Below are 26,556 nucleotides of genomic sequence, written 5' to 3'. Positions count from 1 at the left end.
GATGGTGGTTTCGGGAACCAGTCCCCAGGAGAGGGAGTTCCGCAGCTGGCTTCTGGAGCGGCTCGGCCAGTATCTGCGACGCTCGGTGGAGGAGATCGACACCGGAGTGCCGTTCGCGGAGTACGGGCTCGACTCGGTCGCCGCCCTCAGCCTCTTCGGTGACATCGAGGACGACTTCGGCCTCTACCTGGAGCCGACCGTCGCCTGGGACTACCCCACCGTCGACTCGCTCGCCCGCCATCTGGCGGCCGAGTGCGTCCGCCGCGTCACCGGCCCGTTGGGGGAGGAACGGTGAAAGGCGTCGCCGTCCTGGGCCTTGACTGCCGTTTCCCCGGCGCGCCCGACCCCGACGCCTTCTGGGAGCTACTGGCGGGCGGCCAACGCGCAGACGGCGCCCACCTGGAGGGCGCGGACGCCTTCGACCACGCCTTCTTCGGCATCGACCGCGCCGAGGCCGCCGCCATGGACCCCCAGCAGCGGCTGCTGCTGCAGACCGTGTGGCGCGCCCTGGAGGATGCCGGTGTCAACCCGTCGGCGCTCGCCGGAACCGACACGGGCGTCTACGTGGGCGCCATGGCCGACGACTGGTCGCGGATCCAGCTCGCCGACGGCGGCACCCTCACGGCCCGCACCGGGACCGGCGCCGGGCGCTCCATGCTCGCCAACCGCCTCTCCTACCAACTGGACCTGCGCGGCCCGAGCCTGACCGTCGACTCCGCCTGCTCCTCGGCGCTGGTCGCCGTCCACCTCGCGGCCGGTGCACTGCTGTCGGGCGAGTGCGAGCTCGCCGTCGCCTGCGGCGTCAACCTGGTGCTCGACAACGCGCTCGACGGGTTCTACCGCCATGCCGGCCTTGCCGCGCCGGACGGCCGCTGCAAGCCGTTCGGCGCGGCCGCCGACGGCATCGGCCGCGCCGAGGGCGTCGCCGCCGTCGTGCTGTGCCGCACGGCGGACGCGGTTCTCGCCGGGAGGCCGGTGCAGGCGCTGCTGCTGGGCAGCGCCATCAACCAGGACGGCCGCAGCAACGGCATCGTGGCGCCCTCACGCCGCGCCCAACGGGAGGTGATGCGCGCCGCATGCCGGCGTGCGCAGGTCCGCCCCGCACAGGTCAACTGGATCGAGGCGCACGGCACGGGCACACCGGTGGGCGACCTGATCGAGACGCGGGCGCTCGGCGACGTCTACGGTGAGGGCCGGGCCGAGCCGTGCCCGGTCGGCTCGGTGAAGGGCAACATCGGGCACGCCGAGGGCGCGGCCGGGCTCGCCGGGCTGATCAAGGCGGTGCTCGCGCTGCGCCACCGCCTCGTACCGCAGGTTCTGACCGGTGGCCCGGAGAATCCCGCACTCGACCTCGCCGGGCACGGCCTGCGGCTGGTGCGGACACCGCTGCCGCTGCCGCACGGCCGCCGCGTCATCGCCGGCGTCTCCAGCTTCGGCATGGGCGGCAGCAACGCGCACGCGCTGCTCGCCAATGCGTGGGCCGACGGCGTTCCGCAGCGGCGGAGCACCGACGACGGCCGGGATGCCGGAGTCTTCACGCTGACCGCCCCCGATGCCGCGGCGCTGCGCCGCAATCTCCAGGCGCAGGCCGACGATCTGGCGGCGCGCTGCAACGAGCCGGTGGCTGCCCTTTGCTGGAGCAGCAACCGGGTCAGGACCGGTCTCGCCCACCGCATCGCGATGCCCGCCACGGATACGGTCCGCCTCGTCGCGGCGCTGCAGGACGCTGCGAGGGCAGCGGAGCCGGGGACGCGGCGGCCGCCCGAACCGCCCGTCGTCGCCGTCGTGGCGGACGAACGGGACGGCAGCGCACGGGAGGTGGCGGCCCGCCTGGCGGAGCTCGGGATCGGGCTCGGATCCGGCTCGGTACCGGATGACGGGGCCGGTCTTGTCGTGCGGATCGGGGATGCGTCCGTAGCGGTGCCGCCGTCCGTGCCCGTGGTCCGGATCCCGCTCGACGGCGAGCCCATGGACCGTGCGCTCGCCGAGGCGGCCGCGCAGCTCTACCTGCACGGCGTGGAGGTGGACTGGGACGCGCTCTACCCGCCCGAACAGCGGGTCCACCGGCGGCTAACCCCGCAGCGGTTCGCCGCCGCGCCGGTCACCGCCACCGTGACCGCGGTTGCGCCCGCCGGCGCCGAGGGCGGGCTGGTCGACTCCGTACGGGAGACGGTGGCCCGGATCATCGGGACCGAGCCGCAGGGGCTGCACGACGACGACCGGTTCTACGACGACCTGGGCTTCGACTCGGTGATGTTCATGGAGCTGAAGTACCGGCTGGAGGAGCGGATTCCGGAGCTGGGCGAGCTGTCCATTCCGGAGATGATGTCGAGCCTGGTCACCCCGGCCACGCTGACCGACTACCTGCGCGGCCAGCTGGGCCAGTTGGCCGGGGCCTGCGCGTGAGGGGCGGAACCGTGTTGCACCTGACGTCGGTGGCGAGCGCGCTGCCGGGCGAGCCGGTGGGCAACGACGAGCTGGAGGAACGCTTCGGGCTGTCCCGCCAGTGGATCGAGACGTTCATCGGCACCAGGACCCGGCACTTCGCCGCCGATCTGGCCACGGGCAAGGCGACCCACACCCTCGCCGACCTGTGCCGGCAGGCCGCCGAACGCGCCCTCGACCGGGCCGCCGTCGACCCCGGCCGGATCGGCTTCGTCGTCCTCGCCACCGCGACGCCGGATGCGCTCATGCCGACGACGGCCGCTGTCGTCGCCGACCGGCTCGGCGTCACCGGAGCCCCCGTTTACCAGCTGCAGTCCGGCTGCTCCGGCGCCGTGCAGGCGTTCGCGCTCGCCGACGCGCTGATCGGGGCGGGGGCGCGGGCCGGGCTCGTGATGGGCGGTGACGTCTGCGTCAAGCACCTCGATCTGACGCGTGAGTTCCGCCGTATGCCGCCGGGCGAGCTGGTCAACTACGTGCTCTTCGGCGACGGCGCCGGTGCAGCCGTCGTCACCGCGGAGCCGTCGGGTGCGTCGGGAGCGTCCGGTGCGGTGGTGCGTCTGCGTGCGGCCGTGCACCGTCCCGTGCTGCCGGGGCACGCTCCGGGGCAGCGCGTCGAATGGTATGGAGCCGCCGACCGCGCCGGCGGAGGGTCGCCGGTCACCGAGGACTACAAGGCGATTGAGCACCGGGTGCCCGAGCTGTCGGAAAGGATCTGCACCGAACTGCTCGACGGGCTGGGCTGGAGCGGACAGCAGCTCCACTACCTGCTGCCGCCGCAGCTCGGCGGCCGGATGACCGCGAGGATCGCCGCCGGGCTCCGCGAACGGCTCGGTGCCGAGCGGGCCGAGGAGGTCTCCTGCGTCGCGGAGACCGGCAACACCGGCAACGCCCTGGTCCTCTCGCAGCTGGAACGGCTGCTTGCGCTGATGACGCCCGGGCAGCGCGCGCTGTGCGCATGTGTGGAGTCCAGCAAGTGGATCGCTGCGGGCTTCGGCCTGGAGGCGTCATGACAGGAGGCGCCATGAGCGGCCTGCGGGAGGTGCGCGAGTTGCATGCGGCGGGGCAGCTCGCCGCCGCCTACCCGCGGGTGCGCACGCTCCTCGACCGGCTCGACGCCGACCGGCTCGCGGGCGCCGGGGTGATCCTCTCCCGGCTCGCGCCCGGTGAAGTGCTCCGCCACCACCCCGGTACTCAGGTCGTACGGGTCACCGTCTCCGCCGGGCGGGCGGTGCCGGGCGCCGTCGTCGCGCCGCTGGCCGCGGAGTTCGCCCGGCACGGCATGCTGCCCGACGTGCGGGCCGGGGAGTTCAACGGCTGGGTGGGCGAGCTCACCGACCCGTCCTCGCCGCTCGCCGCCCACCGCCCCGATCTCGCGCTCTGCGTCCTCGACCCGTTCACCGTCTTCGAAGGGCTGCCGCAGACCTGGAGCGCCGCCGACGCGGAGCGCGTTCTGGGCGAGCGCCTCGACCTGATCGCCCGGCTCGCGGCCTCCCACCGGCAGCAGCGGCCCGGATCGACGCTGGTGCTCAACACCGTCCCGCTGCTGCGCCACCACGCCCAGCAACTGCTCGACCTCGCCTCGCGCGCCGAGCTCGGCATCGCCTGGCGGGAGTTCACCTCAGGACTGCTACGGCTCTCCCGGCCCGGCGAGGGCGTCGTGGTGCTCGACCTCGATCCGGTGACCGCGGCGGGGGCCAGGGCCGACGACCCGCGCATGGGCGTCCACGCCGGATCGCCGCTCGCCACGAGCCTGCTCGCGGGATATGCACGCGAGGTGGCGCACCTGGCCCGCGCGCTGCGCGGCGATACGAAGAAGTGCCTCGTCCTCGACCTCGACGGCACCCTGTGGGACGGCACGCTCGACGCCGACGGGCCCGACGGCGTCCAGGTCGGAGCCGCCCACCGCCAACTGCAGGCGGCGGTACGGCAACTGGGCTCGCAGGGCGTCCTGGTCGCGCTGTGCACCAAGAACGACGAGGAACGCGTCCGGCGGGCCCTGCGCGCCCACCCCGGAATGCTGCTGCGGGAAGGCGACTTCACCACCATCGCCGCCGGGTGGGGGCCCAAGCACGAGGCTCTGGTGCGGATCGCGGAGGAACTCGGCCTGTCCACCGGGTCGCTGGTCTTCGTCGACGACACCGCGGCCGAGCGCGACCTGGTCCGCTCCGCCCTCCCCGGCACGGCCGTGCCGGCCCTGGACGCCGAGCCCGCCCTGCACACCGACCGGCTGCTCGCCGACGGCTGGTTCGACACGCTGAAGCTCACCGACGACGACCGGGCCCGCCCGGAGCGCTACCGGAGACGGGCACGGCGCGCCCGGCTGCGCGAGGAGCTCCTGGACCACCGTGCCTTCCTGCGCTCGCTCGACGTCGTCGTCCGGATCGCGCCAGCGACCGCACCCGACCTGCCGCGCATCGCCCAGCTCACCGCCCGGACCAACCGTCTCAACGCCACCGGCGCCCGCTGGACCACCGCCGAGGTGACCGACCGGGCACGCACCGGCGCGGTGCTCGGAATCCGCGCCGCCGACCGCTTCGGCGACGAAGGGCTGGCCGGCGCGCTGTTCATCCGCCCCGAGCCGGTCAGATGGACGCTGGAGAACCTCGCGCTCAGCTGCCGGGTGCTGGGCCGGGAGATCGAGGACGCCTGCCTCGCCGCGCTCGTCGCCGCGGCCCGCGACGCGGGAGCCCGACAGCTGCGCGCCCACTGGCGCGACACCGGTGCCAACGCGGCGGTACGCGAGCTGTATCTGCGCCACGGCTTCGCGCCCGAACGGCCGGACGGGCGGAACGGGCGAAACGGGCCGGACGGGCTCTGGGTCTTCGCCCGTCCGACCGCCGCGCCGCAACAGCCGCCGGAGCACGTCGAGATCGACATCACCATGCAGGCCACCATGCAGGCCACCGTGGAGGAGGGGTCGTGCGCGGCGTCGGGGAACTGATCTCACTCGTCAACGAAGAGCTCGGCATGGCCCTTCGGCCGGCGGACGCCGACTCCCCGCTGGGCGCCCTGCCCGGCTGGGACTCGCTGCTCCTGCTGCGCCTGATCGCCGTACTGGAGGCGGCGACCGGCCGTCCGCTGCCAGTCGCCGACGTCATCTCCGCGAGCAGCCTCGCGGAGATCCATGCCCTGGTGGCCGCGGAGTGAATGCCGTCGCCGCGGCCGACCGCGCAAGACGCCACACCCGCTACTTCCTGCAGTGGGCGCGCTCGGCGTCACCCGTCCACCTCGCCGCGGAGGTCGACATGTCGGCGATCGAGGCGCACCGGTCCGCCGCGCGCGCGGCCGGGACGCGCTCGTCGGTGGCCGGCTGGCTGGTGTGGGCGGCGAGCCGGGTGATGGCCGCGCACCCCGAGGCGAACGCGGCGGCGGCCGGCCTCGTCGCTCCGCGCACCGTCCGGTACGACGCCGTCCACGTCAAGCTGGCGATGGACCGGATGACACCGCAGGGGCGCTGCGTCCGCACCGCTGTGCTGCACCATGCCGACCGGCTGGAGTTCGACGCGATCCAGCAGTTCGTCGACCGGTGCCGTGACGGCGGCGAGGACGCCTCCGCAAGCGGTGACCGGATCAGGCTGCTCGGCCGGCTCCCCGCCCCCGTCGGCCGGCTCGCCTTCCGGACGGCGATGGCGCGTACCGCGCGCCGCCCCGAGCTGCTCGGCAGCGTCGCGGTGAGCTCGCTCGGCAACCACCGGGCCGACACCTTCCACGCCTACGGCGGGACGGCGGTCACCCTCAACGCCGGGCGGATCGCCCAGCGGCCGGTCGTGCGGCAGGGGCAGGTCGTGGCCGCCCCCGTCATGCGGCTGGGCATGACATTCGACCACCGGGTGATCGACGGTGCCGCTGCCGCCGACGTCCTCGACGATCTCGTACACCTACTGGAGGGCTGCGATGCTGTTTCTGCCGGGGGGTGGCACGCCCCTCAACTCCGGCCCGTCGGCCATCGGACAGCCCCTGGCGGTGACGGGCCCGGAAGGGCCTTGGCAGCAGGTCCTCGACGCCCTGCGGGACCGGGGCAGCGTGATCGCTCACGGGCTGCTGAAGGACTGGATCCCCGACGACCTGGAGGGGCCTGAGCTGCAGCGGATGATGGGCCGGGACTGGCCGCGCTACCGCGCGATGCGCCACCGCCCGGTGCGGGAACGTTTCGCCGCCTCCCGTCTGCTCCTCAAGCACGTCGCCGCCAAGGCCATTCACGCCCCCCCGCACACCGTGGAACTGGCGTACCAGGCGGGCGGCCGCCCCTTCCTGCGCGGCTGCGACCAGATCGGCATCAGCCTCACGCACACCGAGCAGTTGCTGATGGTCGGGATCACCAGGAGGGGCTGGATCGGCGTCGACGCCGAACTCGCCGACCGCCCGATGCTGGTCTCCGGCATCGAGCGCCAGGTCTGTACGCCGTACGAACGGATGGCGCTCGCCTGTGTCGACGAGGAGCACCGCAACAAGGAGATGGTCCGGCTCTGGACGCTCAAGGAGGCCTACTCCAAGGCCATCGGGCAGGGCATGCGCTTCCGCTTCAACGAGTTCGGCTTCGGACCGAGCGGCCGCCCGGTCCAGGTACTGATGCCGGACGGCTCGCCCGGCACCGGGCGCGAGTGGAGCTTCGGAACCTGCCAGGTCGAGGGCCGCTACACCACCAGCTGGGCGCTGTTCGACGCGGGATTCGGCGACACCCAGGACACCGCGGCCGAAACCATGCTCGACGAGGGCCTGGTCTCGGCGCTCACCTCGGAGCCGGAGGAACCCGGGCAGCCGGCGCCGGCGGAAGGGCGGGCGGCATGAACGGGCCCATGGAGACGGATGTGTGCGTGGTCGGCGGCGGTCCCGCCGGGCTGGCACTGGCGCTCGGACTGGTCCGGCACGGCGTACGCACGACGGTGCTCGAACGCTCCATCACCGGCCATCGGGAGCTGCGCGGGGAATCCCTCTCACCCGACAGCGTGCGCCTGCTCGACCGGTTCGGCCTGCTGCGGACCCTGCGCCATGACGCCCTGACCGTACGGCGGTTGGAGGTCACCGACGGCGGCCACCGCGTGCTGTCGGTGGACTTCGCCGGCTTCCCGTACCCGTACCGCTTCCCCGTCGAGCTCCCGCAGCTGCGGCTGCTCGACGAACTCGCCGCCGCCGCGGCCGGCCACGACGGCTTCCGGCTTCTGCGCGGCTGGTCCGCCGCTGGGCTGTGGCACGACCACGCCGGCCGGACAGCGGGCGTGCGGGTGGTCGGACCCGAGGGGAAACGCACCATCCGCGCCCGGCTCACCGCCGTCGCCGAGGGGCGGTTCGGCCGGCTGCGCGAGGAGGCGGGACTGCGCGCCACCGTACGGCCGCTCGACCGGGACGTGCTGTGGTTCCGGCTGCCGCGGCCCGCCGAGTGGACCGAGCCCGCCTACCGGGTCAGGATCCGCCGCGACCGGCACGCCCTCGTCCTGCCCGACGCCAACGGAAGCACCGTGCGGGTCGGGTTCAGCCTGCCCAAGCGCGGGCTGCGGGCGCTGCGTGCGGCCGGGATCGGCGCGCTGCACGAGCGGCTGCGCGAGATCGTCCCCGAACTCGCTGTTTGCGTGGGGAAGTTGCCGCGCGACTGGTCCGAGACCGCGCTGCTCGACATCTTCACCGCCGAGGTGCCGATATGGCACGCGCCGGGCGTGGTGCTGCTCGGCGACGCCGCGCACACCCTCTCCCCGGTGCTGGGACAGGGCGTCAACCACGCCCTCGGCGACGCCGCCGCGCTCGCCCCGCTCGTTGCCGGTGCGCTGGAGGAGACGGATGCCGTCGCTGCCGTGGACCGGGCGACCGCGGAGTTCCAGCGGCGGCGGGCTCGAGCGGTCGCCGACTCGCATCGGTTGCAATGGCGCCAGGAACGGGTCTTCACCTGGGCGTCCCGTCCCGCGGCGGCGGCCCGGCGCACCGCCTACCGCGCCCTGCAGGCGAGCCCGCGGTTGCGCGCCCGGGTGCTGGAACCCGCGTACTTCGCCGCGCAGCGCGGCGAGAGGGCCGACCCCGCCGACCAGGGCCACGAGGCCTACGCGCCCTACGAGGAGGAACGGGCATGACGGCACACACCGGCGAGGCCGACTGCATCGGCCTGGATGAACTGCGCGACTTCGCGCTGCTGCACGCGCAGGGGCAGGGCATCCCCGCCGACCGCACCCGCACCGTGCTGTCGCGCGTCACCCAGCCCTGGAGCACCGGACCCGGCGGATGGGCCCGCGTCTGGCTCGCCGAGGGCGACGCACTCGCCGGGCAGGGAAGGCATCTGGAGGCCTGTGCGCACTACGCCATGGCGCGCTTCCCCTATCCGGCCGACGAGCTGCGGCACCTCGCCCAGCAGCGCTGCGTCGCCGCCTTCGACCGCTGGCGCACCGGACAGCCCCACGCCATCGAGCGGTTGGACGTCCCCTTCCAGGACGGAACGGTCCGCTGCTGGACGGCCGGTCTCTCGCAGGACGAGCCGCGCCCCCTGATCGTGGTGGCGGGCGGGATCGTCAGCGTCAAGGAGCAATGGGCGCCGCTGCTGGCCCGTGCGCAGGAGCTGGGCGTCGCCGTCGCCGTCACCGAACTGCCTGGCGTCGGCGAGAACACCCTGCGCTACGGGCCGCTCAGCTTCCGGATGTTCTCCGCCGTCCTCGACGCCCTGGACGGACGCGCCGACGTCCGCCGCACCGCCGCGATCGCACTCAGCTTCGGCGGCCATCTGGCGCTGCGCTGTGCGCTGGTGGACCCGCGGGTGGTGTGCGTGGCCACTGTGGGCGCGCCTGTGAAGCTCTTCTTCGAGGACCAGGCGTGGCAGCGGCAGCTCCCGCGGCTGACGGTCGCCACGCTCGCCCGTACCACCGGCGTCGACCCGTCGCTCGTCTTCGGCTACACGCGGGGATGGGGGCTGCGCTGCGACGAGCTGGCGATGCTGCGGGTGCCGGTGCACTACGTGGCGGCGCTGCGTGACGAGATCGTGCCGATCGGGGAGGTGGCGGTGCTGCGCCGTGCGCAGGTGCCGGGCGAGACCACGGTCTTCGACGACGTGCACGGCGCGCCCGGGCACGTGGACCGCACGCGCGCGCTGCTGCTGGGCGCGGCACTGCAGGCCCTTGCCGCGGCAGCAGCCCCGGTAGCAGCCCCCGAGCCCGCGCCCGCTCCCGCAGGGCGGGCGGCGTGATGCGGTACGACGCCCGCTGGAGCCACCGGCATCCGGCCGGCCGGCTGGTGAGCCTCGGCGTCGGTGTGGGCGCACTGACGGCCGCTGTGGCGCTGGGCGGCCGCCGCAGCCGTACGGTGTGGACCGCCGCCGTCGCCCCGGATGTGGCACTGCTGATCGGCATCACCGCCGCTCCCTCTTGGAAGCAGCTGCCGCCGTACGCCGTGCGCCCCTACAACGTGCTGCACTCGCCGGCCGTGCCGGCCGTGCTGCTCACCGCGGCGCTGCTCGCCCGGGACAGGCGCCTTGCCGTCGCCGGCCTCGGCTGGCTCGGCCACATCGGCTGGGACCGCGCCTGGGGTTACGGACCCCGTGGCCGCGACGGCTACGTGCTCTGAAAGCGACCCGGATGCTCACCAGGCGGCTCACCACGTGACCGGCAGTTCCACGAGCTGGTTGACGAGCAGCCCGGAGTGCATCCGGATCTCCTCCGGCCCGACCGCAAGACGCAGCCCCGGCAGCCGCGCAGCGAGCGCGCCCAGCGCGATGGCCAGCTCGGCGCGGGCGAGCGAGGCACCCAGGCAGTAGTGGACGCCGTGCCCGAAGGCCAGATGGGAGCGGACCTCGGGGCGGCCGGGATCGAACGCGTCGGGCCGTGCGAACACCGTCTCGTCCCGCCCCGCCGAGCAGATCGAGGCGATCACCGCGCTGTTGGCGGGGAGGCGCGTACCGGCGATCTCGGTCTCGGCCAGCGTCACCCGCAGCGGGCCGCCGTCCCCGATCGGGTTGTAACGCAGCAGCTCCTCGACGACGGCGGCCCGTCCCGCGGGATGCGATTCGAGCGTCGCGAGCCCGCCCGGCGACCGCAGCAGTGTCAGCGCCGACGTTCCGATGACGGACGCGGTCGTCTCATGCCCGGCGACGAGCAGCGTCATCGCCATGGTGAGCAACTCCCGGTGGCTCAGCGCCCCCTGCTCGTCGCGGGCGAGGACGAGGGCACTGAGCAGGTCGTCCCCCGGCTCCTTGCGCTTGCTGCCCACCAGTTCGCCCAGGAACGCAAGCAACTGGTCGCGGGCGGCCCGCATCTGGCCTGGCGAGTGCGCGGTGAGCGAGAGCAGGGCCTCGGACCAGCCGCGGAACCGTTCGCGTTCCTCGTACGGCACGCCGAGCAGCTCGCAGATGACGGCCGCGGGCAGCGGGAAGGCGTAGCCACGGACCAGGTCGGCGCCCGGGCCGTGGCTCACGAGCTCGTCGACGAGGCGCTGGGCCGCGTGCTCGATCCGCGGCCGGAGCTCGCGGACCCGGCGTGGTGTGAACTCGCCCGCCACCAGAGCCCGAAGCCGAGTGTGCTCGGGCGGGTCGAGGGTGAACAGGCCGCCGGCCTCGAACGGCTGGGCCGTGAGCCGGGGCGCACCCTCGTGCACGGTCGCGGCCCGGCTGAACACCGGGTCGCAGAGCACGTCGCGCACGTCCTCGTACCGGCTGACCAGATAGCCGTCGTCCCCGCTCGGCAGCCGGACCGGCGCCACGGGGCAGACGTCCCGCAGTTCGCCGTAGACGGGAGGCGGTTGGGTGGCGGACGGCCGATTCGGGGGATATCGGAGCATGCCCGGAGCCTTTCCGCCGCGCCTCGCGCACCGCTGGGACCGTGCTCGACGCCGCATATGGACATCCGCTTGGCCGTTCCTGGAGCCGTCCTTGAGCGCGAACGGACACGCTGGACGCGGTTGTCGAACGCGGTCCGCGCGCCAGGCGCGGAACCGTCAGCCATGGGAGGTCACGTTGCGTCCACTGGCCCGCTGGTTGCTCATCTACTGCTTGCGGCCCGTCCAGCGCGCGCTGGCGCTCTACGGGCTGTTCTATGTGCCGAACCCGTATGCGTATGCACAGCTGCTGCGTTCCACCGACCCGGCCCCGGAGCCCACGGACCGCGCGGATCCCAGCGACTCCGCCGACCACCCCTACTTCCACTTCGCGCAGACTGCCCACATTCAAGGTGACTTCGAGCCCGTGGGGTCAGGCTGGCCGGATCACCGGGCTCGTTGAGCCGCCGTGCGGGCCAGCGGTGCACAGGTGGAACACGCGCGGCACCTCTGGGGGAGCGTCATGTCCGAACAGTCAGGCGAATTCGCAGACTTCGGATCGGTCATCAGAGAGCGGGCGCGACGACAGCCCGACAGGCCGGCGCTCGTCTTCCCCGCCGAGGGCCCGCAGGAGCGGGGCGAGATCGGCAGACTCACCTACGGGCAGCTGGACCTCGAGGCGCGGCGCATCGCCGCCTGGCTGCTCCAAGGTGATCTGCCGCCCGGTCCGTCCAGGCAGCGCGTGCTCATCCTGCACGACCAGGGCCCGCTCTTCATCGCGTCCTTCCTCGGCTGCCTCTACGCCGGCGCGGTCGCCGTCCCGGCACCGCCTCCCGGCGGCACCGACCACCACATGGAGCGGCTGCTCGGCATCGTCAAGGACGCGGCGGTCTCCGTCGTCCTCACCGATGCCCGCCACGCGCCCGTCGTCTCCCAGGTCCTGGCCGGTGCCGGGTACGGCGGGCTGGTGTGCCTGGCCACGGACCGTCGGGGCACCACGGCCTTCGCCGACGCCTGCAGCCGGCGGATGCCCGCCATCGCACCGGACGACGTGGCGTTCCTGCAGTACACCTCGGGGTCGACGAGGGAGCCGAAGGGCGTCATGGTCTCGCACCGCAATCTGCTCGCCAACCAACGGGCGATCCAGTACGCGATGCACACGACGGATGAGTCGGTGATCGGCGGCTGGCTGCCGTTCCACCACGACATGGGGCTCGTCGGCCATCTGCTGCACCCGCTGTGGCTGGGCGGCCAGGGCGTGATCATGCCGTCGATGAGCTTCGTACGGCGGCCGGTGCACTGGTTGCGGATGGTCTCCGACTACGGGATCACCACCGGCGGCGGCCCCAACTTCGCGTATGAGCTGTGCGTGCGCCGGGTGACCGACGAGCAGCTCGACGGGATCGACCTCTCGCGATGGAGGGCGGTGGTCAACGGCGCGGAGACGGTGCGCGCCGAGACCCTGGAGGCGTTCGCGCAGCGGTTCGCTCCGGTGGGGCTCGACCCGGCGGCCTTCTACCCCTGTTACGGGCTGGCCGAGTCGACGCTGCTCGTCACCGGGGGCGCTCCCGGTCACGCGCCCGCACGGCTCATGGCGGACGCCGCCGCGCTGGAACAGCACCGGCTGGTCGATCCCGTCCCCGGCCGCCCCGCACGGACGTTGATCTCTTGCGGCTCACCGGGGCCGGAGTGCGAGGTGCGGATCGTCGACCCCGAGTCGGGCCGGGAGCTGGACCCCGGCATGATCGGCGAGATCTGGATCCGCAGCGAGAGCGTGGCGGGCGGCTACTGGAACCGGACCACCGAGACCGCCGAGGCGTTCCGGGCCGTGACGGCGGGGGGCGAGGGCGGCTTCCTGCGCACCGGCGACCTCGGCGTGGTGCAGGACGGCGAACTGTACGTCACCGGGCGGATCAAGGACCTGCTGATTGTCGCCGGGAGGAACCTGTACCCGCAGGACGTCGAGCGGACCGTGCAGAAGGTGAGCACGCTGTTCAACTCGACGGTGGCGTTCGCCGTCGATTCGGTGCGCGAGCACGTCGTGGTCGTCCAGGAGGTCCGCTCCGGGAAGGCCTTCGACGCCGACCTGCCCGGCCTCGTCTCCGCCGTGCAGCAGCGCGTGTCGCGGGAGTTCGAGATCCCGCTGGGCAACGTCGTCCTGGTACGGCCGGGCACCGTGCGTCGTACCACCAGCGGGAAGGTGCAGCGGTCCGCGATGCGCCGGCTCTTCCTCGCGGGGCGGCTGCGTCCGATTCACGAGGTCGTCGATCCCGAGGTCAAAGAGCTGATCTCCTCCTCGGGCGTGGGCGGCGCACGCGGAAGGTGACGCCCACGCCGACGGCACAATTCGCTTAGTTACCACCGGTATTGGTGCGAGCTGTGCACGAATGTGCGATGCTGCGTGTCGGCGTCGGGTGACATCTGGTGGGACCGGGGGAGCGCGCATGATTCAGGTTCTCCTCGCCGAAGACATGCACATGGTCCGTGGCGCATTGGTGGCGCTGCTCAATCTTGAGCCGGACATCAAAGTGGTCGCCGAGGTCGATACGGGCAACGCCATCGTTCCCTCGTCGCTGCGATGCAAGCCTGACGTGGCCATCATCGACATCGACCTGCCCGGGATCGACGGCCTGACCGCGGCCTGTCTGCTCCATGATGAGCTGCCGGAGTGCCGGGCGCTGATCCTCACCAGCCTCGGCCGCCCGGGCAATCTGCGCCGGGCACTGGAAGCGCACGTCGCCGGATTCATCCTCAAGGACGCACCGCCCGACCAGCTCGCCCAAGCCATACGCCAGGTCTACGCAGGCCAGCGGGTGATCGATCCGCAACTCGCACTCCAGGCGTGGGACACCGGCGAGAACCCGCTCACCAAGCGGGAGATCGAAGTCCTCAAACTCACCGCGAACGGCGCGGAAGCGATGGAGATCGCCGCCCGGCTCTTTCTCTCCGTCGGCACGGTCCGCAACTACCTCACGACGATCCTCTCCAAGCTCAACGCACGCAACAAGGTCGACGCGATCCGCATCGCGGAAGAGGCGGGCTGGCTGTAGCGCGGGTGTGGGCGCTGTACGTGACGTGCCCGCCCGTCCTCTCGTTACCGGGATCAGACGGATCCCGTCGCGGCTTCGGGCCGCGGGGCGGCATTCTGCTGTGCCGGGCGCAGTTTTCGTCTCGGGCCCTCCAGGCGCAAAGAATGGGGTTACGACGGAGGTTGGCGGGGTGGCCGGGCGCCGGGCGTCGGCGAGCGGCCGGTCGGGCCAGGCCTCTGCGGGCCTGCCCGACGCGCCCGGCCACCGTGCTCGCCGATCATCCGGTCACATGCGTGCCGTCAGGCCGCAGCTCCCTCTGCCGCGTCCGGGTCCGGGGTCGGTGCCGCGCCGTCGTCGGGGACCGCCGCGCTCGCCGCCGGCACCTGGGCGACCAAGCGGAACCAGCCGTCCTCGGACGCGCCCGCGTCCAGCGTGCCGCGCAGCGCTCCGATGCGTACGCGTAGGTTCGCCAGGCCGCTGCACTTCGCCGGGGCCTTCGCGGCCGCGGTGACCGCTGCCCCGTTCAGTCCGTCGTTCTCCAGCACCAGCCGCACCATCTCGCCGTCCCGTTCCGCCCTGATGGTGCAGTGCTGGGCCTTGCTGTGCCGCAGCAGGTTGGTGACGCCTTCCCGGACGACCGTGGCGAGCACGGTGTTGGCGTCGTCGTCCAGCGTCCCGCAGGTGATGGAGACGTCCGTGTCGATCTCGGCTGAGATGAGGATGGCCCGGGCGGCCGCGGCCTCCGAGGCGAGTGACATGTCGCGGTAGCCCTGGGCCACCGTCCGTACGTCGGACAGCGCCTGGCGGGAGACGGCGAGCATCGTGGAGACCTCGGCGCGGGCGCGGTCCGGTTGGGATGTCACCAGGCGGTACACCAGCTCCCCTTTGAGGGTGATCGCGGAGAGGCTGTAACCGAGGAGGTCGTGCAGGTCGCGCGCGACACGGCTGCGTTCCTCGGCGACCGCGAGCCGGGCGAGTTCGGCGCGGGCCCGGCGCACCTCGGAGATCAGGTCGACGAGCCGGGTCAGGCCGAAGACGGTCAGACCGCTGATCGCCGCGCCGACCGTGTAGAAGCTGTTGGTGTACCAGTCGAAGCCGAGCTGGCTCTGGATGGCGACGAGCGAGCCGAGCACCACCCCGAAGCCGATCAGGGACAGCTGCAGCGGGAGCCAGAGAAGAACCGATCCTGCAAGGAACCCGGGCATCCCCACCCAGCTGGACTTGTAGACCAGGAACGGCACATACGTCAGCACGGCCTGCGCGCTGAGCGTCCACACCCAGTAGCGCGGCCTACGGCCGCTGCGGTCGGGCAGCGAGTGCAGGTTCTGCAGCAGCAGCACGCCGAGCAGCGCGGCGATGCCCCAGAACAGCTCGGCCGCGGGCAGCCTGCGGACCATCATGTTCATCACTGCGACGATGAAGTAGCCCGAGGTGGTGACGGCCACGATGGTGCGTGCCAGTCTCGGAGCCGCGGCCGAGTCGGTGAGCGAGTCCCTCAGCTCCGCGCTGTCCGCGGGACGTCCTTGCGTGGCCGACCGGTGCCTGTCCCGTCCGTCCGTGGCCTGTCTGGTGCGGCCCCTCACCCGTTCCTGCGCCTGCGGATCCATCAGTGAAGCCTCCCCGTCAGCCCAAAAGGATCAGCGCCGGTTCTGTACGGAACTTGACTCTGGGGGGAGATTACCTGACACGTTCGTTCGTGGACTGCCTGTTGCCAAGCAGTGCTCTGCCCATTCCGGATCGTTCACCGGATGGGCTTCCGCCGCACAGCACCATGTCGTGCATTCGTCGTCCGGTGGCAGGGAACCGAGCGCCAGCTCGCCCACGCTGGACTCCTCCCGCCAGTCGAGGCCGAACGCCCGGGAGGAGGTGTCGATGTCGCCCGCGCCCAGTGGGGTGGCCGCCAGCCGCATCGCCGTAGCGACCAGGCACATCGTCTGCTGCACCACGCCGACGTGCTTGAGCGCGAGCGCGTACCACATCCCGCTGTACTTCCAGGACAGGCGGCGGAACCGGGCGGTGTAGGTGATCAGCACCTGCGGCGGCGCGGTCATACCGGCCAGCGCCTGCGAGTCGGCGATCAGCTCGCCGACGGTCTGCTCGTCCCCGCCGAGATGCACCAGACAGTGGCCGTAGGGGGAGTAGTAGTAGTTGCCCGGCTCAAGTCCTTCGCATTTGCCGACGGTCAGATAGAACTCCATTTCGTGGGCGGCTCCGCCACTGGGGTAGGGGCGGTTGCTCACCTCGTACGTCGCCGGCGGGACGCCGACCCGGCTGTGGACGGAGCGGACCCGGGCCACCCGGTAGAGGAACTCGCCGATCTGGCGCAGGCTGATCGGGCGCTTGCCGTAACGGCGGATGGAACGCCGTGTCTCCAACGCCGTGGTGAGCGCGGGGTCGGTGGGCAGGATGTCTTCGAGCGCGGGACGGTAGAGCGGGATGCGCTTGCCGTCCGGAGGCTCCTTGACGGCAGGCTCCGGCGGGAGCCGCCCGACGTGCGGAAAAGTGGCGCCGAAGTCGCCATCGTGGCGGCCGAGCCGGCTTTGAACGTGGAATTGCAGCTCGGTGGCGTTCCAGGTGAACAGGGCCGGATCGTCGTCCTCCGGGAACGTCATCGCCCCTGCGTCGTCCTGCTCGCCGAGCACCACGAGGCCGGCCGCGGCCAGATAGCACATGATGTCGGAGAGGAGGTCGGAGTCGAGCGCCCCGGGCGCACCGAGCTCGTCGAGGGTGGTAGGGGTGGCGAGCAACGCGACGACCCAGGCCGCTTCCGGACGGTGAAAGGCTACTCGGTGCAAGGCGATCGGCGACTCCATCAGCAGCCGCCCGTCCTGAGCGCGCAACGTGGCGAACCGCGACAGCCGCAGCGGTGTCGCGGGGTCGACGGCGCGCAGTTCGAAGCGGGCGTGCTGGGAGACGGCCACCACGGACAGCAGCGGCTGCTTGGCATCCTCCATCCCGAGCGAACGAACGACGAGCGGTTGGATCCGTTCCAGGACGTAGTGCAGCCGCGCCCGCCTGCCGATCGTCGCGGCCTCGCTCGTACCGTCGGCCGCGCCGAGGAGATTCTCCAGCGAGACGGGGCCGAAGCTCATTCGGCGCAGGCACTCGTAGACCAGCGCGTCCTTGCCTGTGACACCGATATCCCCCCAACGGCTGTGCAGCACGGTGACGTCGCCTGTGGGGTCCTTCTCCAGGTGGACGTCCTCCCGAAGTGACCACAAGGGAATGCCGGGCAAGGTAAGGAACTCCTCCGGGATAGGCGGTTCGGAAGCGGGTCAGAAGAAGACGGGGATTGGGTTGAGCTCTTCGTACGCAATGGGGGTGTCGCGCCTGCCGAGCTGCAGAGGTACGTCATACAGCCGCCCGGACGCGAATCGAGCCCAGAAGTGTCGCAGTCCGGGCACGATGACCCTGGCCACGGGCAGTCCGATGTCGGGACGGGTCTGGTCGATCACGAGCAGTTCCATGCCCTTGCCTGTCACCACACGCTCGATCTCCTGGATGTCACCGAGCAGATCGGGCGACGGGCGGTGCGTAGGGAAGTCGTCGGGAACGCGGGCCGGTTCCGCCGGATTCGCCAGCAGGTAGGGCTGGTTGCCGGTGGTGGCACGGCGGCACCAGTCGAGCACCTCCGGGCTGGAACAGTCATAGCCGGTGCCGTCCGGGGCGGCCATGGCCACGAAGGGGAGCATCTGGTCGAGTTCGGTAAGCGCCCGGCGCATCGCGGTTCGCACGTCGAAGTGGGCGCCGAGGCCGATCACGATGTCCTCGGCCGGCTTGTCGGTACGCCGCGACAGCGCCGCGACCGTGGGAATGCCCAGGTCGGCGGTGAGGTCGAGGGCCCAGATCTCGCGGTGCAGATCCGCGTACCGGACGCGGCGTTCCGCGATCCAGGGTTCGTCGAACGCCTCCAGGCTGACAGCGGGTTGGTGGGTGCGGTTGTACCACCACAGCGCCACCGAGTCGCGCTCGACGAGTTCGAGGAAGCCCTGGACGATGGCGTCTTCCAGGCTGCTGCCCGCTGCGCAGCCGTTGGAGTCGGCGCGCACGAAGCAGTGGCCGTCGGGGTGTGGCGCGTTGTAGTAGAGGTACCCGGTGGGCAACAGCCGCTGGCGCTGCTCGGTGAGCGACCAGACGGGAGTCCAGTCCAGCGGCGCTTTCTCATCGAACGGCTCGCAGACGTAGTGGAAGGCGGAGTGCGAGCCGTTCCAACGGTCCCGGTCGGCGTACTGGCGCTCGTGGTAGAGCTGGCACCGGTTGGGGTGGACGGCTATGTCACCGAGGCCGCGCAGCGAGTCGTGGACCAGCGCCTCGGTGCCGGTGAAGACCGCCGAGTAACGTTCCAGCGCCTCGCACAGCGCGCCGACCTCGGCATCGAGCGGCGTCAGTCCCTTACCCGAACTCTGGCCGCGCAGGCCGGACTTCAGCCCGCGCAAGGTGTCCGAGCCGAGGGCGAGGTTGTGTCCGGCGCGGAAGACGTTGAGCCCTGGCGGCGCCTGCGGATCGGCCTCCAGTGCCCGGACCACCCCGCTGACCGGGCTGACGAGATGCCGGTAGCGGGCGAGCACTTCGGCCGGCCGCATGGCGCGGTCTCCGCCGCCACCGGTGTGCGCCTTGGGTCGGGAGACCAGGCGTACGGGCCGTCGCAGCCGGTCTGCGACCAGCGACGGATCACCGCAGTGCGGACACTGCGGTCGGCGGAGCACTTCGTGGTGGCGGGAGCGCATGGCGTGACTGTCGGCCACCAGCACCGAACCCTGGCCACCATAGCGATGCCCGGCGAGCCACTTCGTCGCCTCCAGAGCGATCAGCTGCGCCCCCAGCCCCACGCTGGCAGGTATGCATGCCGTCGGTACGGGAAGCGGTCCGCGCCGGCCCAGCGCGCGCTGCACATGGCCCTCCACCTCGCGGTGGTCGCGCAACCGGTGGGCGAGACAGTGCCAGCAGGGCGAGCAGTCGTTCTCCGGCTCGAAGACCGGACCGACCCAGATGTCGGCGCCGTGCGGCTTGGCCAGCAGCCAAGGGCGGCGGGACGCCCGGTGCGTGGCGTCCACCTCGGCCAGCGCCTCGTCGAGGTAGTCCGAGCAGATGATCACTGAGAGGCCGGGTGTGGTTTCCAGGCACGCGTTCCGTTCCGTCCCCGGCTGTGCAAGGACGGACAGGCCCGCGGTCCTGAGCGCACTCAGGACCGCAGACCCGTCCGCCCCGCCGACCGTCAGCAGGCGCAATGAGCCGGAGCGGGAACGCGAGCAGGCATGAGCACCATCAAGACCGCCCAATTCCCAAAATGCCCTGGCTGAATGGTCGGGGGGAGTGGTGGAATCTGCCGAATCGGGCAGCGGTATGCCGCCGTCGTCGTCCAGATGATCAACCAGTTCGGCCTCGGCCAGCTTTCCGAGCAGGTATCCGATCTCCTGCGGCGCGATGCTGCGCGGCGCCGCTCTGAGCAATTCCCCGAGGTTGGGCCGGCTGTCCATCAACGGAGCCAGTAGCTCCAGTTGAGGATTCTCGATGACCTTCACCCCGCGTTCCGAGAAGAGGTATGTTCCTTCCCCCGGAACGACTTCGGCACGCAGATGCGCCTTGAATCCTGGCATGGCCGGATCTCCCCCCAAAGAGTCCGTAGTTGCGTCTCGTCGAGGAATGTGCGTCCGTGGTGCGGCCGTCAGCTCTCGGTCACGATGCACACCGCGCAACTGGTGCATTGGCTGCACGAGCTGGAGCGCGGTCCCACCGCACCGAAGTCCTCGACCACCAGCTCAAGGGCTGGAGCCGGCGGCAGCATCGGGGCTGTTCCCGTCTCCGACAGGTGCACGCCGAACTCGGCGAGCACGGTGCGGGGGTTGTTGTGGTAGCGGATGCTCAACGACGGATCGATCCAGGCTCGCGCAACCAGCTCCGCAAACCGCCAGTCCTCGTCTACCGAGGCTTCGGCCTGGAACCCCTGCGACGACGTTTCTCTTCTCATGAATGATCAGCCCTTCCCCAAGGCCGTGTCCGGGAGGTAATCGTGCTGTGGCGGTGCATGAGGGATTCTGCGTTCGGTTCTTGGCCGCGGACCAGTGGATGCGTCACCGAGCGGATGTGAAATTTTCATGGTCATCGAGCTGCGTGGCTCGACGGGAAGAATGTGAATCCATCACTGGTCGCTGACCAGTGAACGTGCCAGTCTCTGTCCAGTCCCCGACGCAGCGGCAGCGGAGAACGTCCTGCGAACAGCCGGAGAGAGGGCGGCAGGTCATGGAGATCAAGGTATTGGGGCAGTTGACGGCATCCGAGTCCGGCGTATCCATCGTCCCAAGTGCCGCCAAGCCACGGCAGATCCTCGCTCTGTTGGCCCTCAACGCCAACCACGTGATCACCGTTGCCGGGCTGATGGAGGAGCTGTGGGGTCTCGACCTGCCCCGCAGCGCCCCCACCACGCTGCAGACGTACATCCTTCAGCTGCGGCGGAAGCTGAACGCGGCCCTGGCCTCCTCGCCCGCACCCGCCGTCCCGTCACGTTCGGCCAAGGACGTCCTGTCCACGCGGCACAACGGGTATCTGCTGGGCGTCGACCCGAGGGACGTCGACGCATGGGAGTTCGACCGGCTCACCACCCAGGGATACGCGGCGTTCGAGGCGGATGATCCGGCCCGGGCCTCGCGGCTGCTCAACGAGGCGCTCGCGCTCTGGCGCGGTCCAGCCCTGGTCGACCTGCAGCGCGGTCCGCTGCTCGATGTCGAGGTGATGCGGCTCCAGGAGAGCAGGCTGGCCGCCCTCGAACGTCGCCTTGACGCGGATCTCAAGCTGAACCGCCATCACGAAGTGCTCGGCGAACTGGCCGGTCTCACCGCGCAGTACCCACTCAACGAAAATTTGCATGCGAAGTTCATGCTCGCCCTGTACCGCTGCGGCCGAGCGTCCGGCGCGCTGCAGGCATTCCGACGGCTGCGGGCCGGCCTCGTCGAAGAGCTGGGGCTCGAACCCTCGGCCCGGGTGCAGCGTCTCCACCAGGCGATCCTGGCCTCCGATCCCGCGTTGGACGTCGCGGTACGCGTGTAGACCGCGCTGGGAGCGTCTCCAGCACTCGTCGAGTGGCTTTCCAGGCCGCTTGTGGAGCATCGCTTCATCCGCCAGAAGCGGAATGAAGCATCCACGAGGCTGCGACGGGGGCCCTGCCTCCGGCTGCCCGGGCCTGAGGAGTCAGCGATGGTGCCAGTGTTCCCGTGGTCCACCGGAGCCGTGAGGTGAGCAGGCCGACCGGATACCTCGCCGTCCGGCCGAATCCTGGCGCCTCGCTCAGGCTCTTCTGCTTTCATCATGCAGGGGCGGGCGCGCTCTCCTTCGCGCGGTGGACGCAAGTCTTCGGACCCGAGGTCAGCGTGCTCCCGGTGCGGCTGCCGGGACGCGAGGCCCGGCTGCGGGAGCCGCGGATCCGTGATGCGGCTCTGCTCATGCGCGAACTGGACGAACACCTAGGACCGTTACTCGACGAGCCGTACGCTTTCTACGGGCACAGTCTGGGTGCACTCATCGCGTACTCCTACGCGCTGCACCACCTGCGCAGGGGCGGCCGTGCGCCGCAACTCCTTGCCGCCGGGGCGTGCTCGGCGCCGCACGTCGGCATGCCGATGCTCGACGGCTGCGGCCCATCCGACGACGACATCATTGGTTTCCTGCATCACACTGGCGGAATGCGCGGGGAACTCGCCGAGCGGCCGGAGTGGTTGCGGCTGACCGTCGGCATCATCCGCGACGACCTGGCGCTCGCGCGCAGCCTGCGGGCCGGCCCACGGCTCCCCCTGCCATGCCCCGTCCTCGCGGTCGCCGGACGCGGCGATGAGGTCGTGCCTCCGGAATCGGTCGGTGCCTGGCGCGATTACGCCGACGGCGGCTTCCGCATGGCTGTCATCGACGGAGATCACTTCTTCGTCCGTGGCAGCGCTTTGCCAAAGCTGCTCCGCACCGAGCTCAACGAGCGGCTCACGCTGGCGCGTACCTGACACTCGAACGGAGCCAAGACGATGGATATCGAACTACTGGGGCCCTTCAGGGTGACACAGTCGGGCACGCCGGTGGTCCCGACCGCGGTCAAGCCACGCAAGGTTCTCGCGCTGCTCGCGCTCCATCCGGACCGTGTGCTCTCGGTGAGCGCGTTGATAGAGGAGCTGTGGGGCGGCAATCCGCCGCGCAGCGTGCAGACCACGTTGCAGACCTACATCTTGCAGATCCGGAACCTGATCAACGCGGCGCTCGCGACCGGTCCCGGCGAGATGTTGCCCGGGGGCGCCAAGAGCGTGCTTGTCACCGAGTCCGGCGGCTATCTGCTCGACACGCAGGGCGGGATGGTCGACGCCCTGGAGTGCGAACGCCTCGCGGGCGCCGGCCATCGGGCCCTGGAGACGGGCGACAACGCCGGCGCCAGTTCGCGGCTCCGACGCGCGCTCGATCTGTGGCGCGGCCCCGCCCTGGTGGACGTGCAGGTGGGCCCGTTGCTGGAGGCGGAGGTCACGCGGCTGGAGGAGTCGCGGATGAGCATCCTCACCCAGCGTATCGAGGCCGATCTGCGGTTGGGCCGTCATCACGAGATCCTCGGGGAGCTGGCCGGGCTCGCCGCGCAGCACCCGCTGAACGAGCGGCTTCAGTCACAGCTGATGCTCGCCCTCTACCGGGCCGGCCGGCGCGGCGGTGCACTGGAGGTGTACCACCGGCTGCGTGGCGCGCTCGGCAGGGAGCTGGGGCTCGACCCGTCCCCGACGCTGCAGGAGCTGCAGCGGGCGATGCTCACCTCCGATCCCGTCCTTGAGTGCGAGACGGCGCTGCCTTCCCATGCACCGCACGGGCCGGGCGCGGGATCGCTCCAGGCACTCCGCGCCGGGTGACTTCGGCCGGAGGATTCACAGGCCCGGGGCCGGCCTCCCAGCGCGACCGGCCTCTACGGCTCGCTGTACGTATCCCGGAAGGACACACCACTCATGACCGAATTCACTTTGCAGGAACTGACAACCAAGCTGCGTGAGTGCGCAGGCGACTCCGAGGGAGTCGATCTGGACGGCGATGTCCTCGACGTCCCCTTCATCGAGCTCGGCTACGACTCACTGGCTCTGCTCCAGGTGACCGGCGTCGTGGCCCGAGAACGATCGATCGCGCTCTCCGATGATGCCGTGATCGAGGCCTACACCCCGCGCCTGCTCCTGAAGGTGATCAACGAGAGCCCCGCCCAGGCAGCCTGACGTCTTGCCAGTCCATCTGGAGGAATTCCCATGCCGTACGCGGCCATCACCTACCGGGTCAAGCCCGGTCATGAGGAAGAGATCGCCGAAATCTTCGCAGGCTTCCAGCGTGTGAACACCCCCGACCTGCCCAGTGACGAACCGGGCACGACAGCCGGCCGGCTCCTCGGCACCGGGGTGTTCATCAAGGACGACGTCATGGTGCGGGTCATCCACTACGAAGGGGACTTCGCGGCGGTCGGCCGCCACATGGCCGCCCAACGCGGCGTCCACGTGCTGGAGGAGAAGCTGCAGCCGTATTTGAAGGAGCCGCGGGACACCTCGACCTCGGAGGGCTTCGCGGCGTACTTCAAGGACGCCACCATGCGGTCGATCGCTCAGCTCAGCGTCGACACCCATCCCGCGGCACAGGGAAGCTGACCGAGCCGTGGCCGTCGAGGTGCTGCGTGTGCTCGCCACCCTCGGCAGCGGAATCACCGCGGGGGTGCTCTTCGCCGTGGCGCTGAGCGTTCTCCCGGCCCTCTTCGCGATGCCGACGGGCACCTACATCTACGCGCACAAGCTGCTGGGACGCCACTGGGACCCGGTGATGCCGGCAACCGTGCTCGGCACGACCGTGGTGGACGCGGCGCTGTGTCCGACCGGACCGTCGTCCGCCCGCGGGCTCTACGTGGCGGCCGCGGTGCTGATGCTCGGCGTCTCCGCCGTCTCGCATCTGTGCAACGTTCCCATCAACCGACGCGTCAAGGCGGTCCAGGACCCGAAGGTGCTCCCGGACGGCTGGACCGACCCCAGACCGACCTGGCGGCGCTGGCACCTGCTGCGCACCGCCCTGGCGGTGGCCGGCCTTGCGCTGAACGGCCTGGCCGCCACACTCCATTGAATCCGACCCCACCTGCCACGGCGGCCGTCCCCTTCCGCGAGGACGGCCGTCGCCGTGCCATGCGCCGGCTTCGGTGAACTCCCCCAGCCCACGCCTGGACGCCGATTCGAGCAGCCGTCGAGCCGTGTCGACGACCGTGCTGAGCATTGCCATTCGGCAAACGCTCAGTATCGGCTACGCAGGAGGTCGGCGGTGCACCGGACACTCATCGTGGCGCGGATGGACCCGAAGGACGCGGAATCCGTCGCGAAGATCTTCGAGGAATCTGATGCGACAGACCTGCCGCACATGATCGGTGTGTCGCGGCGCACGCTCTTCTCGTTCCACGATCTGTACTTCCATCTGGTCGAGGCGGACGACGACATCTCGCCCAACCTGTACAAGGCGCGCAGCCACCCGCTCTACGACCGGATCAACACCGGTCTGGCCCAGTGGATCTCGCCCTACGACCCCAACTGGCAGGAGCCGAAGGACGCCATGGCATCCCCGTTCTATGTGTGGACCCCCCGGGAAGGCAGGATTCGATGACCGAGGCGATCGCAAGGACAGAAACAGGGGAGACCGGGGAGCCGTCGAGGCTGAAGTTCTCGGTCGACGAGGCCAAGCCGAACCGTAAGCGCGGCGGCGACATCCGCGTCACCCTCAGCCCGGTGACGGTCGGGTCGACCTCCGGCTTCGGCGGGATTCTCTACCTGGAGCCCGGCGAATTCGTCACCGAGCACTACCACCCCTACTCGGAGGAATTCCTGCACGTCATCTCCGGTGAGCTGGAGATCACGCTCGACGGGAAGCCAGTGGCGCTCGGCGCGGGCGACTCGCTGCTCGTACCGATCGGGGTGCGGCACCGTCTCGTCAACAGCGGTCAGGCACGGGCGCACTGCGCCTTCCACCTGTCGCCGCTCGCGCCCCGCCCGGAGCTCGGGCACGTCGACACCGAGACGGTCGCCAACCCGCAGGCGGCCGACCCCCGAGTGGGTGGGACTCCGTGACCAAGCGTGCCGTCATCACGGGCGTCGGGATCGTGGCGCCGGGCGGAGTCGGCCGGGAGGCGGCGTGGGACCTGCTCTCCTCCGGTCGTACCGCCACCCGGCGGATCAGCCTCTTCGACCCGGCGCCCTTCCGTTCCCGGGTCGCCGCCGAGGTGGACTTCGACCCGGCGGCCGCGGGCCTGACGCCACGTCAGGTGCGGCGGATGGACCGCGCAGCTCAGTTCGCCGTCGTGTGCGCCCGCGAGGCCGTCGAGGACAGCGGCATCGCGGGCGAACCGGTCCCGCCGGAGCGCACCGCGGTCGCGCTCGGCAGCGCGGTCGGCTGCACGATGGGTCTCGAGGAGGAGTACGTCGTCCTCAGCGACAGCGGCAGGCGGTGGCTGGTCGACCACAGCTACGGTGTGCCGCATCTGTACGGCTACATGGTGCCCAGCACCCTGGCCGTCGAGGTCGCGCACGAGGTCGGGGCCGAAGGCCCGGTGGCGCTGATCTCCACCGGCTGCACCTCGGGCCTGGACTCCATCGGCCATGGCGTGCAGCTGATCGAGGAGGGCTCTGCGGACGTCGTGATCGCCGGGGCCACGGACGCGCCCCTGTCGCCGATCACCGCCGCCTGCTTCGACGCCATCCGCGCCACCACCCCCAACAACGACGACCCCGAGCACGCCTCGCGCCCCTTCGACCGGGACCGCGACGGCTTCGTCCTCGGCGAGGGCGCCGCGGTGCTCGTCCTGGAGGAGAAGGCGGCCGCCGAGCGGCGCGGGGCCCGCATCTACGGCGAGATCGTCGGCTTCGCCGGCCGCAGCAACGCCTTCCACATGACCGGCCTCAAGCCGGACGGGCGCGAGATGGCCGAGGCGATCAGCTCCGCGCTCGACCAGGTAAAGCTCGACCCGACCGCCGTCGACTACATCAACGCTCACGGCTCGGGCACCAAGCAGAACGACCGTCACGAGACGGCCGCGTTCAAGCGCAGCCTCGGCGAGCACGCGCGGCAGATCCCGGTCAGTTCCATCAAGTCCATGGTGGGCCACTCGCTCGGCGCGATCGGGTCCATCGAGGTGGCGGCCTGCGCACTCGCACTTGACCGCCAGGTCGTGCCGCCCACCGCCAATCTGAAGAACCCCGACCCCGACTGCGACCTGGACTACGTGCCGCTGGTCGCCCGGGAGCACCGGATGGACGTCGTACTGAGCGTGGGCAGCGGATTCGGCGGCTTCCAGAGCGCGATGGTGCTGGCCCGGCCCGGCGCCGTCCCGTACGAGAGGAGCTGA

The 26,556-nt window shown here is 71.1% G+C and carries 27 protein-coding genes; 22 read left to right on the top strand and 5 right to left on the bottom strand.

The window, feature by feature from the left end; all coding sequences use genetic code 11:
* Position 1: 1 nt before the first annotated feature.
* From NGB36_RS28005 to NGB36_RS27960, 10 genes are read left to right on the top strand one after another with little or no spacing between them, the layout of a single operon-like run.
* Entirely contained in the window at positions 2-295 is a 294-nt protein-coding gene (locus NGB36_RS28005) for an acyl carrier protein (protein WP_255923345.1), read from the top strand.
* A complete protein-coding gene (locus tag NGB36_RS28000; protein ID WP_255923344.1) occupies positions 292-2,406 on the top strand; it encodes a beta-ketoacyl synthase N-terminal-like domain-containing protein in 2,115 nt (704 codons plus the stop codon). Before NGB36_RS28005 ends, NGB36_RS28000 begins: the two co-directional genes overlap by 4 nt.
* 14 nt (positions 2,407-2,420) lie before the next feature.
* Complete coding sequence (locus NGB36_RS27995) at positions 2,421-3,455, top strand: 3-oxoacyl-ACP synthase III family protein (RefSeq protein WP_269470661.1); 1,035 nt, start codon at positions 2,421-2,423, stop codon at positions 3,453-3,455.
* Positions 3,456-3,466: 11 nt separating this feature from the next.
* The gene (locus NGB36_RS27990; RefSeq protein WP_255923342.1) at positions 3,467-5,386 is read left to right on the top strand and encodes an HAD-IIIC family phosphatase; all 1,920 of its coding nucleotides are present in this window, start codon (positions 3,467-3,469) and stop codon (positions 5,384-5,386) included.
* Positions 5,365-5,592: a phosphopantetheine-binding protein gene (locus NGB36_RS27985; protein WP_255923341.1), complete on the top strand. Its 228-nt coding sequence runs from the start codon at positions 5,365-5,367 to the stop codon at positions 5,590-5,592. The genes NGB36_RS27990 and NGB36_RS27985 overlap by 22 nt, the downstream gene beginning before the upstream one ends.
* A complete protein-coding gene (locus NGB36_RS27980) occupies positions 5,589-6,524 on the top strand; it encodes a 2-oxo acid dehydrogenase subunit E2 (RefSeq protein ID WP_255923340.1) in 936 nt (311 codons plus the stop codon). The genes NGB36_RS27985 and NGB36_RS27980 overlap by 4 nt, the downstream gene beginning before the upstream one ends.
* Entirely contained in the window at positions 6,469-7,233 is a 765-nt protein-coding gene (locus NGB36_RS27975; protein WP_255923339.1) for a 4'-phosphopantetheinyl transferase family protein, read from the top strand. Before NGB36_RS27980 ends, NGB36_RS27975 begins: the two co-directional genes overlap by 56 nt.
* 8 nt (positions 7,234-7,241) lie before the next feature.
* Complete coding sequence (locus tag NGB36_RS27970) at positions 7,242-8,504, top strand: FAD-dependent monooxygenase (protein ID WP_255923338.1); 1,263 nt, start codon at positions 7,242-7,244, stop codon at positions 8,502-8,504.
* Entirely contained in the window at positions 8,501-9,604 is a 1,104-nt protein-coding gene (locus NGB36_RS27965) for an alpha/beta hydrolase (protein WP_255923337.1), read from the top strand. Before NGB36_RS27970 ends, NGB36_RS27965 begins: the two co-directional genes overlap by 4 nt.
* Entirely contained in the window at positions 9,604-9,981 is a 378-nt protein-coding gene (locus NGB36_RS27960) for a DUF4260 family protein (protein ID WP_255923350.1), read from the top strand. The genes NGB36_RS27965 and NGB36_RS27960 overlap by 1 nt, the downstream gene beginning before the upstream one ends.
* Positions 9,982-10,008: 27 nt before the next feature.
* Here NGB36_RS27960 and NGB36_RS27955 read toward each other — a convergent pair whose 3' ends face one another.
* Positions 10,009-11,190, bottom strand: a complete 1,182-nt coding sequence (locus tag NGB36_RS27955) for a cytochrome P450 (protein ID WP_255923336.1) — start codon at positions 11,188-11,190, stop codon at positions 10,009-10,011.
* 175 nt (positions 11,191-11,365) lie between these two features.
* On the opposite strand from NGB36_RS27955, the gene NGB36_RS27950 reads away from it, so the two are divergent.
* From NGB36_RS27950 to NGB36_RS27940, 3 genes are all read left to right on the top strand, one after another.
* Positions 11,366-11,629: a hypothetical protein gene (locus tag NGB36_RS27950; protein WP_255923335.1), complete on the top strand. Its 264-nt coding sequence runs from the start codon at positions 11,366-11,368 to the stop codon at positions 11,627-11,629.
* A gap of 60 nt (positions 11,630-11,689) precedes the next feature.
* Entirely contained in the window at positions 11,690-13,492 is a 1,803-nt protein-coding gene (locus NGB36_RS27945) for a fatty acyl-AMP ligase (protein WP_255923334.1), read from the top strand.
* Between the two features lie 118 nt (positions 13,493-13,610).
* The gene (locus tag NGB36_RS27940) at positions 13,611-14,216 is read left to right on the top strand and encodes a response regulator transcription factor (protein ID WP_255923332.1); all 606 of its coding nucleotides are present in this window, start codon (positions 13,611-13,613) and stop codon (positions 14,214-14,216) included.
* 278 nt (positions 14,217-14,494) lie between these two features.
* Here the strand turns inward: NGB36_RS27940 and NGB36_RS27935 are convergent, their stop codons facing one another.
* The 4 genes from NGB36_RS27935 to NGB36_RS27920 all read right to left on the bottom strand — a co-directional run bounded on the left by NGB36_RS27935 (position 14,495) and on the right by NGB36_RS27920 (position 20,163).
* A complete protein-coding gene (locus NGB36_RS27935) occupies positions 14,495-15,802 on the bottom strand; it encodes a sensor histidine kinase (protein ID WP_255923331.1) in 1,308 nt (435 codons plus the stop codon).
* Between the two features lie 30 nt (positions 15,803-15,832).
* Positions 15,833-17,431, bottom strand: a complete 1,599-nt coding sequence (locus tag NGB36_RS27930; RefSeq protein WP_255923330.1) for a SagB family peptide dehydrogenase — start codon at positions 17,429-17,431, stop codon at positions 15,833-15,835.
* Positions 17,432-17,470: 39 nt separating this feature from the next.
* The gene (locus NGB36_RS27925; protein WP_255923329.1) at positions 17,471-19,792 is read right to left on the bottom strand and encodes a TOMM precursor leader peptide-binding protein; all 2,322 of its coding nucleotides are present in this window, start codon (positions 19,790-19,792) and stop codon (positions 17,471-17,473) included.
* A 68-nt stretch (positions 19,793-19,860) separates the two neighbouring features.
* Entirely contained in the window at positions 19,861-20,163 is a 303-nt protein-coding gene (locus tag NGB36_RS27920) for a TIGR04351 family putative TOMM peptide (RefSeq protein WP_255923328.1), read from the bottom strand.
* Between the two features lie 272 nt (positions 20,164-20,435).
* Here NGB36_RS27920 and NGB36_RS27915 point away from each other — a divergent pair, with 272 nt between their 5' ends.
* From NGB36_RS27915 to NGB36_RS27875, 9 genes are all read left to right on the top strand, one after another.
* Positions 20,436-21,239: an AfsR/SARP family transcriptional regulator gene (locus NGB36_RS27915; RefSeq protein ID WP_255923327.1), complete on the top strand. Its 804-nt coding sequence runs from the start codon at positions 20,436-20,438 to the stop codon at positions 21,237-21,239.
* Positions 21,240-21,424: 185 nt separating this feature from the next.
* The gene (locus tag NGB36_RS27910; RefSeq protein ID WP_255923326.1) at positions 21,425-22,180 is read left to right on the top strand and encodes a thioesterase II family protein; all 756 of its coding nucleotides are present in this window, start codon (positions 21,425-21,427) and stop codon (positions 22,178-22,180) included.
* Between the two features lie 21 nt (positions 22,181-22,201).
* Positions 22,202-23,059: an AfsR/SARP family transcriptional regulator gene (locus NGB36_RS27905; protein ID WP_255923325.1), complete on the top strand. Its 858-nt coding sequence runs from the start codon at positions 22,202-22,204 to the stop codon at positions 23,057-23,059.
* A 93-nt stretch (positions 23,060-23,152) separates the two neighbouring features.
* The gene (locus NGB36_RS27900) at positions 23,153-23,410 is read left to right on the top strand and encodes an acyl carrier protein (protein ID WP_255923324.1); all 258 of its coding nucleotides are present in this window, start codon (positions 23,153-23,155) and stop codon (positions 23,408-23,410) included.
* A gap of 30 nt (positions 23,411-23,440) precedes the next feature.
* Complete coding sequence (locus tag NGB36_RS27895; RefSeq protein WP_255923323.1) at positions 23,441-23,830, top strand: SchA/CurD-like domain-containing protein; 390 nt, start codon at positions 23,441-23,443, stop codon at positions 23,828-23,830.
* Between the two features lie 7 nt (positions 23,831-23,837).
* Positions 23,838-24,293, top strand: a complete 456-nt coding sequence (locus NGB36_RS27890) for an anthrone oxygenase family protein (protein WP_255923322.1) — start codon at positions 23,838-23,840, stop codon at positions 24,291-24,293.
* A 192-nt stretch (positions 24,294-24,485) separates the two neighbouring features.
* On the top strand, positions 24,486-24,821 hold the full coding sequence (locus tag NGB36_RS27885) for a TcmI family type II polyketide cyclase (protein WP_255923321.1): 336 nt from the start codon (positions 24,486-24,488) through the stop codon (positions 24,819-24,821).
* A complete protein-coding gene (locus NGB36_RS27880; RefSeq protein ID WP_255923320.1) occupies positions 24,818-25,282 on the top strand; it encodes a cupin domain-containing protein in 465 nt (154 codons plus the stop codon). Before NGB36_RS27885 ends, NGB36_RS27880 begins: the two co-directional genes overlap by 4 nt.
* Complete coding sequence (locus NGB36_RS27875) at positions 25,279-26,556, top strand: beta-ketoacyl-[acyl-carrier-protein] synthase family protein (protein ID WP_255923319.1); 1,278 nt, start codon at positions 25,279-25,281, stop codon at positions 26,554-26,556. Before NGB36_RS27880 ends, NGB36_RS27875 begins: the two co-directional genes overlap by 4 nt.

It is taken from the genome of Streptomyces humicola, assembly GCF_024436035.1.
GTDB lineage: Bacteria > Actinomycetota > Actinomycetes > Streptomycetales > Streptomycetaceae > Streptantibioticus_B > Streptantibioticus_B humicola.
The sequence above is the reverse complement of the archived record's forward strand: the minus strand, read 5'-3'. Positions and strand labels throughout refer to the sequence as shown.